Source organism: Paraburkholderia sp. RL17-383-BIF-A (assembly GCF_046028015.1).
In the GTDB taxonomy this organism is placed as follows: domain Bacteria; phylum Pseudomonadota; class Gammaproteobacteria; order Burkholderiales; family Burkholderiaceae; genus Paraburkholderia.
Genome location: NZ_JARESR010000009.1, coordinates 140802 through 156907 on the forward strand (window position 1 = coordinate 140802; position 16106 = coordinate 156907).

General features: G+C 60.4%; 14 protein-coding genes and 2 pseudogenes. 3 read left to right on the top strand and 13 right to left on the bottom strand.

Annotated elements, in window-relative coordinates; translation table 11 throughout:
* The first annotated feature begins 108 nt into the window (after nucleotides 1–108).
* Both P0D71_RS13355 and P0D71_RS13360 read left to right on the top strand, forming a co-directional pair.
* A complete protein-coding gene (locus P0D71_RS13355) occupies nucleotides 109–1407 on the top strand; it encodes an MFS transporter (protein ID WP_091804008.1) in 1299 nt (432 codons plus the stop codon).
* Between the two features lie 46 nt (nucleotides 1408–1453).
* A complete protein-coding gene (locus P0D71_RS13360; protein WP_091804011.1) occupies nucleotides 1454–2236 on the top strand; it encodes a substrate-binding domain-containing protein in 783 nt (260 codons plus the stop codon).
* Nucleotides 2237–2251: 15 nt separating this feature from the next.
* On the opposite strand, the gene dctA is transcribed toward P0D71_RS13360, so the two are convergent.
* The 3 genes from dctA to P0D71_RS13375 all read right to left on the bottom strand — a co-directional run bounded on the left by dctA (nucleotide 2252) and on the right by P0D71_RS13375 (nucleotide 4921).
* Nucleotides 2252–3553 carry a C4-dicarboxylate transporter DctA gene (dctA, locus tag P0D71_RS13365; protein WP_091804014.1) on the bottom strand — a complete coding sequence of 434 codons (1302 nt, stop codon included), beginning with the start codon at nucleotides 3551–3553 and terminating at the stop codon, nucleotides 2252–2254.
* On the bottom strand, nucleotides 3550–4482 hold the full coding sequence (locus P0D71_RS13370) for a LysR family transcriptional regulator (RefSeq protein WP_091804016.1): 933 nt from the start codon (nucleotides 4480–4482) through the stop codon (nucleotides 3550–3552). Before P0D71_RS13370 ends, dctA begins: the two co-directional genes overlap by 4 nt.
* A gap of 205 nt (nucleotides 4483–4687) precedes the next feature.
* Nucleotides 4688–4921: a pirin family protein gene (locus P0D71_RS13375; RefSeq protein WP_408480512.1), complete on the bottom strand. Its 234-nt coding sequence runs from the start codon at nucleotides 4919–4921 to the stop codon at nucleotides 4688–4690.
* Between the two features lie 230 nt (nucleotides 4922–5151).
* Between P0D71_RS13375 and P0D71_RS13380 the strand changes: the two genes are divergently transcribed.
* Nucleotides 5152–5457 carry a hypothetical protein gene (locus tag P0D71_RS13380; protein WP_408184717.1) on the top strand — a complete coding sequence of 102 codons (306 nt, stop codon included), beginning with the start codon at nucleotides 5152–5154 and terminating at the stop codon, nucleotides 5455–5457.
* Nucleotides 5458–5779: 322 nt separating this feature from the next.
* On the opposite strand, the gene P0D71_RS13385 is transcribed toward P0D71_RS13380, so the two are convergent.
* From P0D71_RS13385 to P0D71_RS13430, 10 genes and pseudogenes are all read right to left on the bottom strand, one after another.
* A complete protein-coding gene (locus P0D71_RS13385; RefSeq protein WP_408184718.1) occupies nucleotides 5780–6907 on the bottom strand; it encodes a porin in 1128 nt (375 codons plus the stop codon).
* A gap of 195 nt (nucleotides 6908–7102) precedes the next feature.
* Complete coding sequence (locus P0D71_RS13390; protein WP_408184719.1) at nucleotides 7103–7780, bottom strand: response regulator; 678 nt, start codon at nucleotides 7778–7780, stop codon at nucleotides 7103–7105.
* Nucleotides 7781–7790: 10 nt separating this feature from the next.
* Nucleotides 7791–9161, bottom strand: a complete 1371-nt coding sequence (locus P0D71_RS13395) for a sensor histidine kinase (protein ID WP_408302972.1) — start codon at nucleotides 9159–9161, stop codon at nucleotides 7791–7793.
* 114 nt (nucleotides 9162–9275) lie between these two features.
* Nucleotides 9276–10157 carry an ABC transporter permease gene (locus P0D71_RS13400; RefSeq protein ID WP_408184721.1) on the bottom strand — a complete coding sequence of 294 codons (882 nt, stop codon included), beginning with the start codon at nucleotides 10155–10157 and terminating at the stop codon, nucleotides 9276–9278.
* A gap of 81 nt (nucleotides 10158–10238) precedes the next feature.
* A pseudogene (locus tag P0D71_RS13405) lies at nucleotides 10239–10409 on the bottom strand (ABC transporter ATP-binding protein); the annotation flags it as partial.
* Nucleotides 10410–10508: 99 nt separating this feature from the next.
* Nucleotides 10509–11522: an ABC transporter substrate-binding protein gene (locus P0D71_RS13410; RefSeq protein WP_408184722.1), complete on the bottom strand. Its 1014-nt coding sequence runs from the start codon at nucleotides 11520–11522 to the stop codon at nucleotides 10509–10511.
* 340 nt (nucleotides 11523–11862) lie between these two features.
* Nucleotides 11863–12949 (bottom strand): annotated as a pseudogene (locus P0D71_RS13415) (transposase).
* A gap of 292 nt (nucleotides 12950–13241) precedes the next feature.
* Nucleotides 13242–13517 (bottom strand): GlsB/YeaQ/YmgE family stress response membrane protein, encoded by a 276-nt coding sequence (locus P0D71_RS13420; protein ID WP_408184180.1) that lies wholly within the window; start codon nucleotides 13515–13517, stop codon nucleotides 13242–13244.
* A 29-nt stretch (nucleotides 13518–13546) separates the two neighbouring features.
* Entirely contained in the window at nucleotides 13547–13828 is a 282-nt protein-coding gene (locus P0D71_RS13425; RefSeq protein ID WP_408184723.1) for an ElaB/YgaM/YqjD family protein, read from the bottom strand.
* A gap of 742 nt (nucleotides 13829–14570) precedes the next feature.
* Entirely contained in the window at nucleotides 14571–16028 is a 1458-nt protein-coding gene (locus tag P0D71_RS13430) for an aldehyde dehydrogenase family protein (protein WP_408480412.1), read from the bottom strand.
* Nucleotides 16029–16106: the final 78 nt, after the last annotated feature.

Consider the following 16106-nt stretch of genomic DNA (forward strand, 5'->3'; position numbering starts at 1 on the left):
AATCGTTCCGAAAATTGCACTTATCGTTTCGTGCCGTTCGGGCGAGTATTCGACAAACAATGATCCGCCCGAACATCACAAAGTTCAAAATTGTCAGGAGACACCTCGATGCATCCCTCCTCAAGCACCCTGCCCCCTGGGCAGTCCAAGACAACCGCCGTATTACGCGTAACGGCAGGCAACTTCCTGGAGCAGTTCGACTTCTTCCTGTTTGGCTTCTATGCAACGCAGATCGCCGCTGTTTTTTTCCCGGCAGCGAGCGAGTTCGCATCGCTGATGATGACCTTCGCCGTCTTCGGCGCGGGTTTCCTGATGCGGCCGCTCGGTGCGATCATCCTCGGCGCGTACATCGACGATGCCGGCCGCCGCAAGGGCCTGATCGTCACGCTGTCGATCATGGCGAGTGGCACCATCCTGATCGCGTTCGTGCCCGGCTATGCGACGATCGGACTCTTCGCCCCGGCGCTGGTTCTCATCGGTCGTCTGCTGCAGGGCTTCTCGGCGGGAGCTGAACTCGGCGGGGTTTCGGTGTATCTCGCCGAAATGGCGACGCCGGGCCGCAAGGGCTTCTTCACGAGTTGGCAGTCGGCGAGCCAGCAAGTGGCTATCGTCATCGCCGCCGCGCTCGGCTTCGCGCTCAATCAGTGGCTCGACACGGCGGCGATCGCCGCGTGGGGATGGCGCGTGCCGTTCTTCGTAGGTTGCATGATCGTGCCTTTCATCTTCATCCTGCGGCGCAATCTCGAGGAAACAGAGGAGTTCAAGCAGCGCCAGCATCGCCCGAGCATGAAAGAGGTCTTTGCTACGCTCGTGCAGAACTGGAGTGTCGTGATCGCCGGCGTGCTGCTGGTGGCGATGACCACCACGACTTTTTATCTGATCACGGTATATGCGCCGACCTTCGGCAAGACGGTCCTGCATCTGAGCACTGCCGACAGCCTGCTCGTCACGCTGTGCGTGGGTGTCTCCAATTTCATCTGGCTGCCGATTGGTGGTGCGCTGTCGGATAGGATCGGACGCCGTCCGCTTCTTCTCGCGATGACGATCCTGGCAATTGCGACCGCCTACCCGGCGCTGTCGCTGCTGGCCCACGCACCGAGCTTCGTCAACATGCTGCTTGTGCTGCTCTGGCTCTCGTTCATGTACGGCATGTACAACGGCGCGATGGTCGTCGCGCTCACCGAGGTGATGCCAGTGGAGGTACGCGTCGCCGGATTCTCACTCGCCTACAGCCTCGCGACAGCGGTCTTCGGAGGTTTTACGCCCGTCATCTCGACCGCGCTCATTCATATGACGGGTGATAAAGCCGCGCCAGGCTACTGGATGAGCTTCGCCGCGGTGTGCGGACTCGGTGCAACACTCGCACTGTACCGGCGCCGTCGCGTTCCGCTGCACGCGGCTCCCTGAAGCATCGCACGCTTCCTCGAACATTAGACTGACATTCTATCGCCCCATGAAATCCTTTCTTCTGAAACTCTGCACCGCGGCGCTGCTCGGCACCTGCGCCGCTGCGGCGAATGTGCAGGCCGCAGATCTGCATGTGATGAGTTCGGGCGGCTTTACCGCCGCCTACAAGCTGCTCGGCCCGAAGTTCGCGGCGTCCACCGGCAATACGCTCGATACCGCGCTCGGCCCGTCGATGGGCAAGTCGCCGGAGGCCATTCCGAACCGGCTTCAGCGCGGCGAACCTGCCGACGTGGTGATCATGGTCGGCTATGCACTCGATGATCTGATCAAGCAGGGCAAGGTGATCCCCGGTTCGCGCGTCGAGCTTGCGGATTCGCGGATCGGCATGGTGGTGCGCGACGGCGCGCCGAAGCCCGACATCGGGTCCGAGGCGGCGCTCAAGGCAACCTTGCTGCATGCCCGGTCGATCGCTTACTCGGATAGCGCGAGCGGCGTCTATATCGAGCGCGAGTTGTTCAAGCGGCTCGGCATCGAGGAGCAGGTCAAGACCAAGGCGAAGATGATCCCCAAAATTCCGGTGGCGTCCGTTGTTGCGACGGGCGACTACGAAGTGGGATTTCAGCAGGTGAGTGAGCTGCTTCCAGTGAAGGGCGCGGCGTATGTCGGCAAGATTCCGGAGTCGATGCAGTCCGTCACGCGCTTTGCGGCCGGCATTCCCGTCGGCGCACAACACCCCAAGGAAGCCAAAGCGCTGCTCGACTATCTCGCGTCGCCCGCCGTGCAGCCGGAGGTGACATCGACCGGGCTCGATTCCGTCGCCACGCATTGAGACGAAGGCTACGATTCAGCCCGTCAGGTCGGCGGGCTGATCGAATGCATCCTCACGCTCATGCGCGAGGCTCAATGCGTTCTTCAGGCGCACCCGGTCGCAGGAACGCTCCCACATCGATACGAAGATCACCGCGCAGGCATTGCTGATCACACTCGTCAGGGCGCGCGCTTCGGACATGAAGCGATCGATGCCGACCAGCAGCGCGACACCTGCAGGCGGCAAGTCGGGAATGACGGCCAGCGTCGCGACGAGCGCAACCAGTCCGCTGCCCGTTACGCCCGCCGCGCCCTTCGACGTGAGCAGCATGACCGCGAGCATGGTCGCGATCTGGCCGCCCGAAAGGTGAACATCGCACGCTTGAGCGATGAACATGGAGGCGAGCGTCAGGTAGATCGCCGTGCCGTCGAGATTGAACGAATAGCCGGCAGGCAGCACGAGTCCCACGATGCCCTTGTCGCAGCCAAGCGCTTCGAGCTTGATGATGAGGCGCGGCAGCACCGGTTCGGTCGACGACGTCGCGAGTACGATGACGAGTTCCTCGCGAATGTAGCGCAGCAGTCGCCAGAGCGAGAAGCCATGCAGCCGTGCGAGTGGACCGAGCACGCAAACGATGAACAGCAGGCACGCCGCGTAGAACGCCACCATCAGCATGCCGAGCGAGCCAATCGAACGAATGCCGAAGCGGCCCACCGTGAATGCCATCGCGCCGAATGCGCCGACGGGCGCAAGACGCATGATCATCGCAAGGATGCGAAACAACACGTGAGCGATGCCGTCGATGAATTCCTGTACCCGCCGCCCGGCGCTTTGGTTGGCATTCAATGCGAAGCCGAACAGAAGGGCAAGCAGCAGCACCGGCAGCACCTCGCCTTTCTCGAAAGCGCCGACGAGCGTCTCAGGGATCACATGCAGCGCGAATTCGACGAATCCGTGCGACTGCGAGCGCGTCGAATACTGCGCGAGGACCGCCGCATCCAGATGATGCGCGTCGATGTGCAGGCCCGCGCCCGGGTGCAGCGCAAACGCGGTCGCCAGCCCCAGAACGAGCGCAACAATGGTGAGAAAGTAGAACAACGCCAGCGCCTTCAGAATCGTCCGCCCGATCTTCGAGCCGCTCGCAAGCGACGTGATGCCGGTGACGATCGTGCAAAAGACGATCGGGGCGATCATCATGCGCACGAGGGCGACGAAAGCATCGCTGAGTGGTTTGAGCGACGCGCTGGCCTGCGGCCACAAGTAGCCAACGGTCATGCCGAGCCCCATTCCAAGCAGGACCTGAACGTAGAGCAGCCTGAACGGCCTCGCCAACGTCATTTCGGCGCCTTCTTTCCCGCGGCGCCGACCGTGCCGCTGCGCTTCGTGTCGAGGATCGTCTGATAGAACTGTTGTGCGGCCGGCGCGAGCGGACGTCCGCGGCGCCTGACTATGCCGACGCGTCTCGTCACGACCGGATCGACGAGCGGCACGCTTGTCAGAATCGGATGGTCGCGCATGGGCATGGCCATTGAAGGCACGGCGGCCACACCGAGTCCTGCTTCGATCAGGCCAAGCATGGTGGTGACATGACGGGTCTCGCAGACACTAGGCATTCTCGGCGCCACGGCGGTCAGCGCCTGATCGAGCAGCAGGCGGTTGCCAGAAGTCTTGTCGACGGAAACGTATTCGTGTTCATAAAGCTCGCTCCAGGTCACCTGCTTTTTTCGAGCAAGGGGATGATCGCGGCGGCACGCGGCGACGAACCGTTCCTGCAGCAAGATCTTGAACTCGACCTCGGTCTCCTGGCTGCCCATGAAGCTGACGCCGAAATCGGCTTCGCCGCTGATCACCGCGCCAAGCACTTCGTTGGCGCTCGAGTCGAGGAGCTTGACCCGGATTCGCGGATAGCGGCTGTGAAAGGCGGCAATGACGCTCGGCAGGAAATAATAGGCAACGGACGGCACACATGCGATGGTCACATGACCCAGGCGGCTCGTGGAGACGTCGCGGATACCGAGCAAGGCGACATCGAGATCGTCGAGCAGTTGTTCCGCGCTCGGGGCGAAAACGCGCCCTACGGTCGTGAGCGTAACGCTTCGCGTTGTTCGCTCGAACAGGCGCACGCCGAGCGCCGCCTCGAGCTTCTCGATGCGGCGACTCAATGCCGGCTGCGAAATGTTGACCGCCTCCGCGGCTTTGCGGAAGCTACCCAACTCCACGACAGCTCGAAACGCCTGCAAATCGTTCAGGTCGAAGTTAACGCCCACGAACCATCCTCCGAATTTTAGTGCGGCTATTTTGCATGATGCGGGCGAAAGCGCCCATCGAGAGCAACACTCGGTAAATTCAGCCCAAGGGATCGCACCGAAGTCGGGGGGCGGTTCCGTGGCGTCAGCGGTCATTCATGGCCGAGAGGTGGGTGTCGCTTTATGGCCGACGACCAGTCGCACACAACAAGAGAGCTCATTCGCCTTAGCCCAAAAGTTCGACGATCATCACATCCGTATCGTCATGCGCTATCAAATCTAGCTTCGCCTCGTCCCGGACGGCTTCACCGTCGCGCGGAACGAGCTGGATAGATCCCACATCGAGCCGCCCGTGATCCGCAACAAGATACGCTGAGGCGGGCATCGGCAACTCGTGCTTTATTGTCATGCCTTCGTGCAGCGTCGCGATACGCACGCGTGCGTCGGCATTGATGGGCAGCGCGCGCGGACGTCAGCCGTGCATATACGCCGGCTTGTAAGCCGCTCGCAATTTGCTGAGGAACACGGTAAAGCATTGGTGCACCGACTGTTCCGGGCAACCCTGGCGATGGCGATACTGCGGGATAGCGTGAACTCAGCACGTTTTCCGCAGCGCAGTTTTTCCAAAACCACAAGATCGCATCGTATTTTCGGCGGTCTAAGGACTATCCCCAGGACAAGGAGTCCGATATGAAGAATCGATATTTGACCTTGGCGCTGATTGCCGTCGCGGCATTCTGCAACGCCGACGGCTGGGCCGCACAGCCCGATTATGCGTATTCGACGACTGTGCAGCTTTCCAACGGCAAGACACTACGCTGCGCGGTCAACGAGCCCGCGAGCGTGCTGCAAGGCGCCAACATGGCCCTAAGTATCCGGGAGCAAACGGAAGCCGACGTGCTGGCGACGCAGCCTCTGCGCCTGCTAAGCGGTCCCTCGTCAGACTATCCGACCCCGTATACCGCACCTAACGTGACATGCGGCGCTGTCGGCTGATGCCGCTTCACCGCCTGATTGCCACCGCTGCCGCGCCCGGGGTGCAATGAAGCAAGGAGGGACCCGGGGAAGTCGGCAAATTTGGGCGGCACTTTTCGCAGTTCTCTTATCTGGACCGCTGACCGTTCGACGGGTTGCGTGGCGGCGGCATGGAAGATCAGCTGGTCCAGTTGTTCGGCACGTGCCGGCTCCACTACCGTCCACTGCGGATCAACCGTTCTGGCGTGCTCAATCCGCAAAATAGGCGGCAAGCGGATTGTTACGCCGCCGCCAACCGCCATACCTCGATCAGAAGATCCGCTACTCGGATCTGATACGCCGATCAGAAGCGCGTGCGGATGCCCGACGTCACTTCGATCTGATTGGTCGCACCAAAGGTCGATCCCACCGTGTAGCCGCCATGCAGTTTCATATAGTCACCGGCCAGGTACACTTCCGTGCGCTTCGACAGGTGGTAGAAAATCGAGCCGTACAGGGTTTCCTTAAAGCCATTGTGCAGGCCCGACGTCGGGTCAAAGGCACCAAGGTTGGCGTTCGGGATATCCCCGTCGGCGTTGTACGCGGCGTTGTGCACGCGCATTTGCTGATAGCCCAGCTCATAGTCGAGCGCACCCTTCGGGGACAGCTTGAACGACACGGTCCACGCATTGTCCTGGCGTTGACCTAGCGAGCCCTGGTTACCCAGATAGCGGAAGTAACCGGCGTTGGCGCGCAGGATGCCGAACGAGTAATTGCCACCGACCGAGAACGACTGGTTGGTGTTGCCGACGCGATTTACATGGTTATAGAAGCCCGAAATCGTGAACGGGCCGCCGTTATAGCCGAGGGCTGCCTGGTAGTTGGCGTTGTTACCGAAGCTCGTCGAGTTGCCGAATGCATAGCCCGCAGCAGCAAAAATGCCGTTGTCGAACACCTTCTTCCACGCCAGACCATTGTTGTACCGCGTGCCGGTCGCGCTGGCTGCGTAGAAAATCATCTGCTTGAAGTTGTTCGCATTGGTCCAGCCGCCTTCCTCAGTGGTCAGCCTCGCGTTGCCATACGGGTCGCCGTAAATCGCAGAGGCGTCGCGCGCAATCGTGTTCTGGAAGCCTGCGGTGAACTTGCCGAATGTGTCGTTTTCGATTCCAACCCACGCGTCGCGGTCGAAGATCTGACCCGGGTCTTCCATCTGGCCGTTGGCAACCACGTATTCACTCTCCAATCTGAAAATGATCTTGGAGCCGGCGCCAATGTCTTCCGCGCCCTTCAATCCCCAGCGGCTACCGCTAAACCAAGGTTCACCTCCCAGCCCCATACCGATGACGTGATTACCGTTCGCGTCGGCGTGCGACTGATACGTAGGCACGCTCAGGTCCATCAGGCCGTACAGCTGGACGCTCGACTGAGCGTGTGCACCGGTCGCTGCGAACGCACTCGCTGCAACAGCCAAGGTCAGGTATTTCTGCTTCAAGATTGTCTCCTCAGAGTTGTGTGATGAAATTCCGATTTTTTTCCGCGACCGGTTCCTGAGTTCTGAAAACCCAGTTACTGTTTAGGTCCGCGGCTGAGAACAATCCTAATTACCTCAATCCTTCACGCTCCTTTCGCGCATCCGCTGTACAACTAAGTGAAACCACCGATATCCGTCATTTAGTCGCTTTTTTCCCTATTGCGACGCTTCCCTGCTCTTCAGGATGTAGCCGAGCCCGCGCAGCGTCATGATCTGCGCGCTCGAAGTAGCCAGGTGCTTGCGTAATCGATGGATGTAGATGTCGATCGCATCCGCGCTCGGCTCGTCGTCGAGACTGAATACGCTGTCCATCAAGGCAGCCTTGGAGACTGTCTTGCCCTGTCTCAGCATCAAGGTCTCGAGAATCGTATGTTCGCGGCGTCGTAATGCCAGCGGCGTGTCGTTGTGGCGAAACTCGCGTGTGTCGGAGATGTAGTGCAGATCGCCGCAATTGAGCGAAATCGACTTGCCGCTCGACTGCCGGCGGATGAGCGCCTTGATACGCGCCACCAGCTCGCGCGTGTCGAATGGCTTGACAACATAGTCGTCCGCGCCTGCGCTCAAGCAGTCGACCTTATCGTCGATCGAACTGTGCGCCGTCAGCATCAACACCGGCACGTTGTCGCCGCGACGACGAATTCTCGCGAGAACGTCTTTGCCGCTCATGCGCGGCAATCGCATATCCAGCAGGACGACGTCGTAGCGGTGCGTGGTTAGCACTGAATCCGCACTTTCTCCGTCAGGAACGCAATCCACCGCGAAATTCTCGCCGCGTAGCAAGTCGACGATCCAGTGTGCAAGTTCAACATTGTCTTCCACAAGCAGCAGCTTCATCGTCCTCTCCTCAACCGCGCCACGACCGCATGCGGAACGTGGCAACGAGGCCAATACGTCCCGCACCATGCGCCAGGCTAACCGTTCCACCATGGGATTGTGCAATCTCCCGGACGATGGACAAGCCAAGCCCGGTCCCCTCGACATCCGTTGGCCCGCGATAGAAGCGCTCGAACACATGCGCGCGTGTCTCCGCGGGAATGCCCGGACCGTTGTCGACCACCTGCAGCACGACGTCACCCCCCTCCTGCCGGCAAATTGCTGTTACACGCCCGCCGTCCTGCGTATAGCGGATGGCGTTGTCGACCAGATTCGTCACGAGCGCGGTCAGAAGACTCTCACTGCCCGTCACGTGGACGTCGTCGGCCACTTCGGCGCCAAGATCGATCTGGCGCCGCTGCGCGGCCGTCACCAGATCCTCCAGCACCGACGAAACAACCGCGGCCATGTCGACCCTGACCTGCGCACGTTGTTGCGGCGCCGAGCCTGCCTGGGCAAGCAGTAACAACTGGTTCGTCATCTCGGCCATCTTGCGACTGCTGCGGTGTATGCCCGCCAACGCCTCAGCCATCGACGCATCGCAGTGCTCTCGCCGGTACGCGCACTGAATCTGCGTGTCGAGCAACGTGAGCGGCGTGCGCAACTGATGCGCTGCGTCCGTAATGAATTGACGCTGAGTCGCAGTGTGCAGCTTGAGCCGCGCAATACATTGATTGATCGCGTCCACGATGGGCCGCAATTCAGTAGGCAATCGATCCGCTCGAATCGGCTCGAGTTCCATCGGCTCACGGTCGGCAACATCGTCCTTGAGCTTTATCAACGGGCGCAATTCGAAAGTCAGGCCGAGCGGGACGAGCGCCACGGCGAGCGCTAGCATTAGCCACTGACGAATCAATTGCGGGCGCCACAACTGTGCAAGCATCGCCTGTCGAGATGCCTGCGTCTTGGCCACCACGACGGTGACCGTTTCCTCCCTGCCGGAGTCGTACAGTTGCCGCTCATAAGCTATCGCACGGATCGGCTGGCCGGCAAGCGTCGTGTCGTAATACGCCGGGAGCTTCGATATGCGCCCCGGCAGCGGCAGATCGGGGTTGCCGCCGAGCAGTCGTTCGTGGCCAGCGATGACCTTGTAGAACACCTGGTCCCGGTACGGCGACTCGAATATCTCCAACGCGGCTGGTGGAATGTTCGCGATCAGCGCGCCGTTTTCCCAATCGACATCCTCGACAATCGTTCGCGCCGACGACAACAACGCATTGTCCTGCACCAGGTCGGCCGTCTCCCGTGCCGTATCGTACGCACTCAGGCCGGTGAAAAACACAAACGCAGCGAGTGGTAGCAGTAACCACCAAAGCAAGCGTGCACGCAAACTAAGCGGCATGGCGGTGTCCCTGATATGTGCTCGTTAAGTGCAGACGGAGTGCAACGGCTATCGCGTTGCACTCCGTGCGGGCATGGTCTCGCGGGTCCGGGTCTTCGTTATTTCCGTCGACCCTCAGAGCGCGGTCGGTCTCCACTTGAGCAGACGGCTTTCCACTGTTGTCAACAGATAGTCCGCCGCCAGGGCCACCACCGCCAGAACGATCATCGCTGCAAACACGCCGCTTGCATTGAACGCGCCCTGCGCCGTCGAGATCAGCAGGCCGATGCCCTGCTTCGACCCCAGGAACTCGCCCACCACCGCACCGACCAGCGCGAAGCCGAAGCTCACATGCAGGCTCGCCAGAATCCAGCTCAGTGCCGACGGGATCACCACCGAGGTTGTCACCTGACGGCGCGACGCACCCAGAATCTGCGCGTTCGCGATCATGTAGCGATCCGCTTCACGCACACCCTGGAACGCATTGGCGAACACCACGAAGAACACCATTACCACCGCCAGCGCCACCTTCGAGGCCATCCCCAGACCCAGCGCGATTACGAACACCGAACCGAGCACCACGCGCGGAATCGAGTTGGCGATCTTGATGTACAGGCTGAACACATCTGAAAGCAGCTTGTTGCGCCCCAGCAAGATGCCGCAGAACACCCCTGCCACTGAACCGATGATGAAGCCCATGCCGGTCTCTTCGAGCGTCACCCACACCTGCGTGAGCAGCGGTCCCTGCGCGGTGCCGTTGACGAACCAGTCGACGATCTGCGCGAAGATCGCCGAGGGCATCGAGAAGAAAAACGGATCGATCCACTTGAGCCGCGCGGACAATTCCCAACCGCCGAGCACCACGACTAACACCACGATGCGCAAGCCAACCACCAGCGCCTGACGCTGACGGATGCGCTTTTGCGCCACACGCTCGACCTGCGCGAGCGTGGCGGGATCGATACCTGAAGAAGTACCCGCTGTGTCTCGCGGCATTGTTTGTTGAGGGGTAGACATGAATCTCTCCGCTTTGCCTGATTAACCGATCTGCACTTCTTCACGCAGGTCGTGCCAGATGTCGCGCGAGATTTCGATGAAGCGCGGATCGATGCCGTCGACCGGCGCGCCCATCACCCGCACCTCGCCCTTCGCAACCGACATGCTGAAATCGCGCAACGCAACCGTGGCCTTGCCGTCCGGGCTGACAAAACGGCACGACACGGAGCGGAACTCAATGGCCGGCGTGCCTTCGGAAACAACGTGGTTCATTAATTAACGAACATCCATGGAAGTGGCCGAGGCTGCTAAAGCGGCACCGGAAGCGCAACGAATTCAGGCTAAGCTGCGCCGCGAGGTCCGCGCGGTGGCCTATTTCGAATTCACGAAGTCGTTGGTGTAGGTCTTCGCGAGGTCGATATGCTTGCCCTTCACCGAAGGATTGAAGGACGACAGCACCTTCAGCACCGTCTCCGGACCTTCGGCCGGCATCTTGCCGTCCGCCGTGAACATCGGTAATGACGCTTTCAGCGCGCTCACGTAGAGCGCTTTGTCTTTCTGATAGTCGGCGGGCATCTTCGCGGCGATCTCTTCCGCGCTATGCGTGTGGATGAACTGCATCGTGCGAACGAACGCATGCGCAAGCTTTGCCGCGTCAGCTTTGTGCGCATCCGCCCATGCCGCCTGCACATATAGGCTCGACGCCGGATAAACGCCCCCCAGAGCCGCCCGCGTGCCGTCGACCGAACGCATGTCTACCAGCACTTTGGCATCGCCGGCGTTCTGCAACGCGGACACCGTCGGTTCGGTCGTCATCCCCGCGTCAATCCGTCCCTGTTTGATCGCCGCAATGAAACTGGCGTCGGCGCCCACTGGCAGCATCGTGTATTCCGTCGACTGGATGCCGTGCTGGCCGGCAAGATATTGCGTCAGGAAGCTCGTCGACGAACCGAGGCCGGTCACGCCGAGCGTCTTGCCTTTGACGTCGGCCATGCTCTTCAAGCTCGGGGCAGCCTTGGTCGAGACCATTTCAACCTCGCCGGGCACCTGGCCAAACACGACGATCGCCTTGACCTCCTTACCCTTGGTCTGCAGATCGATCGTGTGGTCATAGAAGCCCACGACCGCCTGCACGGCGCCGGCCAGCAACTCGTTTTCGGCATCTACGCCAGCGGGCTGCGACAACAGTTCGACGTCAAGCCCTTCGTCCCTGAAATAGCCAAGCTGTTCCGTCAAGCGTGCCGGCAGATAAATCAGTTTCGTAATGCCGCCGACCATGATCGTGATCTTGCCGCCCTCCGCAGCCGTCACCCGCTGCGATGCAGCGCAGAACAGTAGGCTGGAAGTAAGAACCATATGCCCTATGGCGCGAAAGGTCGGTTTCATCGATTGTCTCCGTTATTGTCGGCGGCAGCGGGATGCCGCCGGTCTGGATCGATGGCGCGATTTTATGAGAAACAACCCTTCTCCCGGCTTTCACGGCAGTGTGTACACCATACGGGATTTCCATGAGAGGAGTGGCCGCTCGTGGAACCGTCCGGCTGCCGATATTCCGGAGGGCAATCCGGATTGACAACGTGTCTGTAGCAGGTACTTCCATTCACCCCGAACCTTCACATCGTGGTGAGTAGACCTTGGGAATTGGGCCCGAAGTCTCTCGCTGAACCACACGTGACAGGCGCTTCTCCGCTGCCGTCAACTACTCCCTTCGACGCCCTTCTAAGGGTTAAGTAGCAATTTGAATCTGCGCGATCTGGCGGTTCCACTGCCGAATGAAGTAGTAGACCTCCAGGGCGATATAGCGCTTGAGACAACGAATCGCTTCAAGCTCGGAGTGTTCCTCGCTGACGCGTTCGGCGGCATACGCCTTTCTACGCGCGTCAGTTCGAAGTCGACCGATGGCAATGATGTGCAGTGCACTATTGGCAGCGCGGTCGCCGCCGCGATTCAGCCGATGCCACGTTGCCTTTGCCAAAGACGCCGAAACGGGGCTGATGCCGCACAATGCAGCGACGCTGGCCTCAGACTGAAGCCGGCTGCTGTTGTCGCCAGCTGTCAATGACAGCTGCGATGCAGACTCATAGCCGATTGAATTGCGCGAGACCAGATCAGGCGCGAGCTCGTCGACGAGCGCCGCTATCATGACATTGAGGATGGCAATCTCGTCATGCAGTTCCAGATAGCGACGTCCCAAAGACTTCAGCGCGATCGGGTAAGCAGCAGCCGGGTTCCGGTAGTCGAGAGATCCGGCCGCCACGCACCCAACGTGTGAATGAGCTGCATACGGGTCATTGCGCGTAGTGATTCACGCAGTTCGTCGGGTGCGCAGACAATCTTATGGTGGATCAGCTATAAGGCAATTCGACGGGCCGCAATCGCCGTCTTGCGACACAGTTTCAGCACGCGCAAGGATTCGATCATGCCGTAGCGGCTTTTGCGAGAGACTGTGCGGACACCAGCGAAACCAGCGTGGGCGGCGGTCTGTGAATCCAGCGTATCGTCTCTTCCGCGCTTGAGCCGGTCGCTCTTATCCGGCGTGGCACCCTCCAGCACTGTCACATGAGCCTGCTGCAGGTAGCGAAGCAGCCCCGCGCCGTAGCTTCCAGTGCATTCGACGCCGTCCCGTGTCAGTTCGCCAAATGACCGCATCTACAACAACATCTGTTTATTGCCGTGCCGGGTAATCGGGAAGCATTCATTACCCGCGCGCGATCATCATGCGCGTCGACGACACCCACGACATGCAGATCCTTGTGGGTATCAACTTCGCCCATCACACTGCGGCGGCCAACTGTAGCCCGTTCGTCTCTCATACAGCCTTGCTCCGGTTGTCGATATTGGTTTGGGTGATTTCATCGGCATCGTGTACACGGACGAGACAGCAAATTGACAGAGCGTCGGGCCCTTCTCGAATCACACGTATCGACCAGGCAAAATCTCGTCGTTCGACAGTTCCGGATGACTGACAGGTCAGGCGAAAGACAGTCAGTCGATCGGAGTGCGGGTCAGGTCGCCCGGAACGCTTTACGGCACGAGCGCCACCGCAAAAGCCTGTCGTCATCACCACAGATAGGCCGGAAACAACTGATACCTATATTCTTACTGTCAGAGTGCGCGGCCTCTACCCCCGCTGAAAAGGCGCAGGATGGCAAGCAGAATAACGGCCCCAATAAGAGCTGTAATCAGCGACCCGATTATGCCGCTACCCAGGTGTAATCCTAGCGCTCCACCCAACCAACCCCCGATGAATGCACCCACAATTCCCACGATGATATCGACCACAATCCCGAAGCCGCCGCCGTCGACGATGCGACCCGCCAAAGCGCCGGCAATGCCACCAATAATCAGCCAGAAAATAATTCCATGCGAAACCGGGTCCATATTCCTTCTCCAGTGAGGTCGAGTCCGCGTTAGCGGCGTGCAAGCATTCCGATGATGAGTCCGCCGATGAGCGCCATCGTGACCGCTTTCCATGGCGCTTCATGAACGTAATCGTCGGTCGATTCAGAGACGACGCGGTACTTCGTTTTGACCGCCTCCTGTGCAGAGGCAATCTTGTCCTTCAGGTCTGTTAGCGTCCGGGTGGGCGCTTCGTCGTTGCCCTGCTGGGATGACCCAGAGGAACTGGGCCGGTCAGATGCGACCGGTGGGGGTACCGCTGCGGCAGCGGTGGGTTGCTGGAACTCGGTCATTCGAACCTCCAATTTTGTTTGAATGCCAAGAGGTCGAGCAAGTCTCGTGCCTCACAAAAACGGGGAGTCGATTGAAGTCATCAGCCCGAGGGTTCTCGGCAATTCGGACTTGCGCAGAGTTGAGGCGTTGCTCGCAACGACGCCGGAGACACTCGAAACAACCCAGGCGATGGCGGAACCGGCCGGCGAAAAGTACGCTCAACCGCGGCCATCACTCCAGGCCGAAACGATGGGTCGACAGTCCGATGCGGCCGCGCATTTCCCGCCGAAAGAGCACAACGGACCAAGGGTGCACTATGGCCTCAGTCTGTTAATCAGGTCGATCGGTCCATTCGTGCCTGATTTCTTGCGCAACTATCGGTGCACCGGCAGGTTGCGCAGCACATGAACGACGGAAAGAAATCACGGGAACGTGGGCTAGCCATGGTGCTGCGCAAAGGGCGCTCGAAAGCCACATGCGGTCGATGGGGGCATCACGACATCGACCACGGCAATGTCCGTGTAGAGGAACTCGATTAACTGCCGGAAAATCAACCAAACAACTTCCGGCGGGGCCGATTTAAGCGGTCAAACGAGCCGCTTCCCCGTCTCCTGTTACTCAAATAACTTCCGGGATCGGCCACTTTGAAACCATAAAACTTCCGCCGTGCCGGAGAACGCCCGACCTGGCGATCAGCCTTATCGCCGTCGCCATGCATCAGCGCATCCGAGCGCGCAGCGTCACTGCGCGCTTCGCCACGAATCATGCGTAGTACCCAAGGATCGACTTTACCTCCATGTACTCTTCCATGCCTTCGATCCCGTACTCGCGTCCATTCCCAGACTGCTTGTACCCGCCGAACGGCGCCTGCGGATCCCATGCCGGGTAGTTCAGATGCACCTGGCCTGACTGGATGCGAGCGGCGACCGCGTGCATGCGTTCCCTGTCCTTGCCCTGGATATGCGCGCCGAGGCCATACACCGTGTCGTTCGCGATGGCGATCGCTTCTTCGACCGTATAGTAAGGAAGAATCGCGAGAACCGGCCCGAAGATCTCCTCCTGTGCAATGGTCATATCGGTGCGGACATCCGAGAAGATTGTCGGGCGCGCGTAAAAGCCTTTGCTGAATCCGACCGGTCTTCCGGTGCCGCCCACAATCAGCTTTGTTCCTTCGTCGATACCTGCCTCGATCATCCGCTGCACCCTGCCGAACTGCGCGCGATTGGCGAGCGGGCCGTGGGTCGTCGCTTCGGCGAACGGATTACCGACGATCATCTGTTCCGTCGCCGCGACCGCCAGCGTTTCGACCTCGGCCGCGATGCTGCGCGGCACGATCATGCGGGTCGGCGCGCTGCACGATTGCCCCATATTGCGGAATGCCGCTGCGACGCCAAGCGACACGGCACGCGGCAGATCGGCATCCGGCAATACGATGTTGGGGGATTTGCCGCCAAGCTCCTGGGCCACGCGCTTGACAGTGGGCGCGGCTGCCTGGGCGACCAGCACACCCGCCCGCGTCGAACCTGTGATCGACACCATATCGACTTGCGGATGGGACGCGAGCGCCGCACCCACTTCAGGGCCCGTGCCGCTCACGAGGTTGAATACGCCAGCGGGAATGCCCGCGTCGGCGATGACCTCCGCAAACAGCAAGGCGCTCAGCGCAGACAACTCGCTGGGCTTCAGCACCACGGTACAGCCGGCTGCAAGCGCCGGTCCCACCTTGGCCGTGATCTGATAAATCGGCCAGTTCCACGGCGTGATGAGCGCGCACACGCCGATCGGCTCGCGCACGACCGCAGTCGTTCCCCGCTGGACGCGGAAAGGGTAACTTGCCAGATTATCCCTCGCGACACGGATATGTTCGGCCGCGAGCGGCACATGCGCGCCGCGCGCGTAATTGATCGGCGCGCCCATTTCCATCGTCAGCGCCTGGGCGAACAGTTCGGCACGCTCGATGATCAACGCATGAACGCGGTCCAGCAGCGCAGCGCGCTCCTTCGGTGACGTCACGGACCATCGCACGAACGCTTTGCGCGCGGCTTGCACGGCGCGGTCGACGTCGCGTGCGTCGCCAAGTGGAATCTCGCAGAGCGTGTCTTCGGTAGACGGGCACACGACCGCCGCATGCGCAACACCTGCGGGGGCAATCCATTCGCCGTCGATAAAGAGCCGGTCCAGCCGGCCCGCTTGCTTCAGGTGAAGAACAGGTGAATTCATTGCAACGTGTCCTTGAGTAGTACCGTGCGCTCACAAAAAGGCTAAAACCGCGGCTTAACGAGTTGGCAAGGGATGGCA

Bases quoted from the DNA above. Each gene is read 5' to 3' on its own strand.
- P0D71_RS13410 (WP_408184722.1), bottom strand. From the start codon at position 11,522: ATGAAACCGACCTTTCGCGCCATAGGGCATATGGTTCTTACTTCCAGC.
- P0D71_RS13425 (WP_408184723.1), bottom strand. From the start codon at position 13,828: ATGACCGAGTTCCAGCAACCCACCGCTGCCGCAGCGGTACCCCCACCG.
- P0D71_RS13395 (WP_408302972.1), bottom strand. From the start codon at position 9,161: ATGCCGCTTAGTTTGCGTGCACGCTTGCTTTGGTGGTTACTGCTACCA.
- P0D71_RS13400 (WP_408184721.1), bottom strand. From the start codon at position 10,157: ATGTCTACCCCTCAACAAACAATGCCGCGAGACACAGCGGGTACTTCT.
- P0D71_RS13390 (WP_408184719.1), bottom strand. From the start codon at position 7,780: ATGAAGCTGCTGCTTGTGGAAGACAATGTTGAACTTGCACACTGGATC.
- P0D71_RS13430 (WP_408480412.1), bottom strand. From the start codon at position 16,028: ATGAATTCACCTGTTCTTCACCTGAAGCAAGCGGGCCGGCTGGACCGG.
- dctA (WP_091804014.1), bottom strand. From the start codon at position 3,553: ATGACGTTGGCGAGGCCGTTCAGGCTGCTCTACGTTCAGGTCCTGCTT.
- P0D71_RS13420 (WP_408184180.1), bottom strand. From the start codon at position 13,517: ATGGACCCGGTTTCGCATGGAATTATTTTCTGGCTGATTATTGGTGGC.
- P0D71_RS13355 (WP_091804008.1), top strand. From the start codon at position 109: ATGCATCCCTCCTCAAGCACCCTGCCCCCTGGGCAGTCCAAGACAACC.
- P0D71_RS13360 (WP_091804011.1), top strand. From the start codon at position 1,454: ATGAAATCCTTTCTTCTGAAACTCTGCACCGCGGCGCTGCTCGGCACC.
- P0D71_RS13380 (WP_408184717.1), top strand. From the start codon at position 5,152: ATGAAGAATCGATATTTGACCTTGGCGCTGATTGCCGTCGCGGCATTC.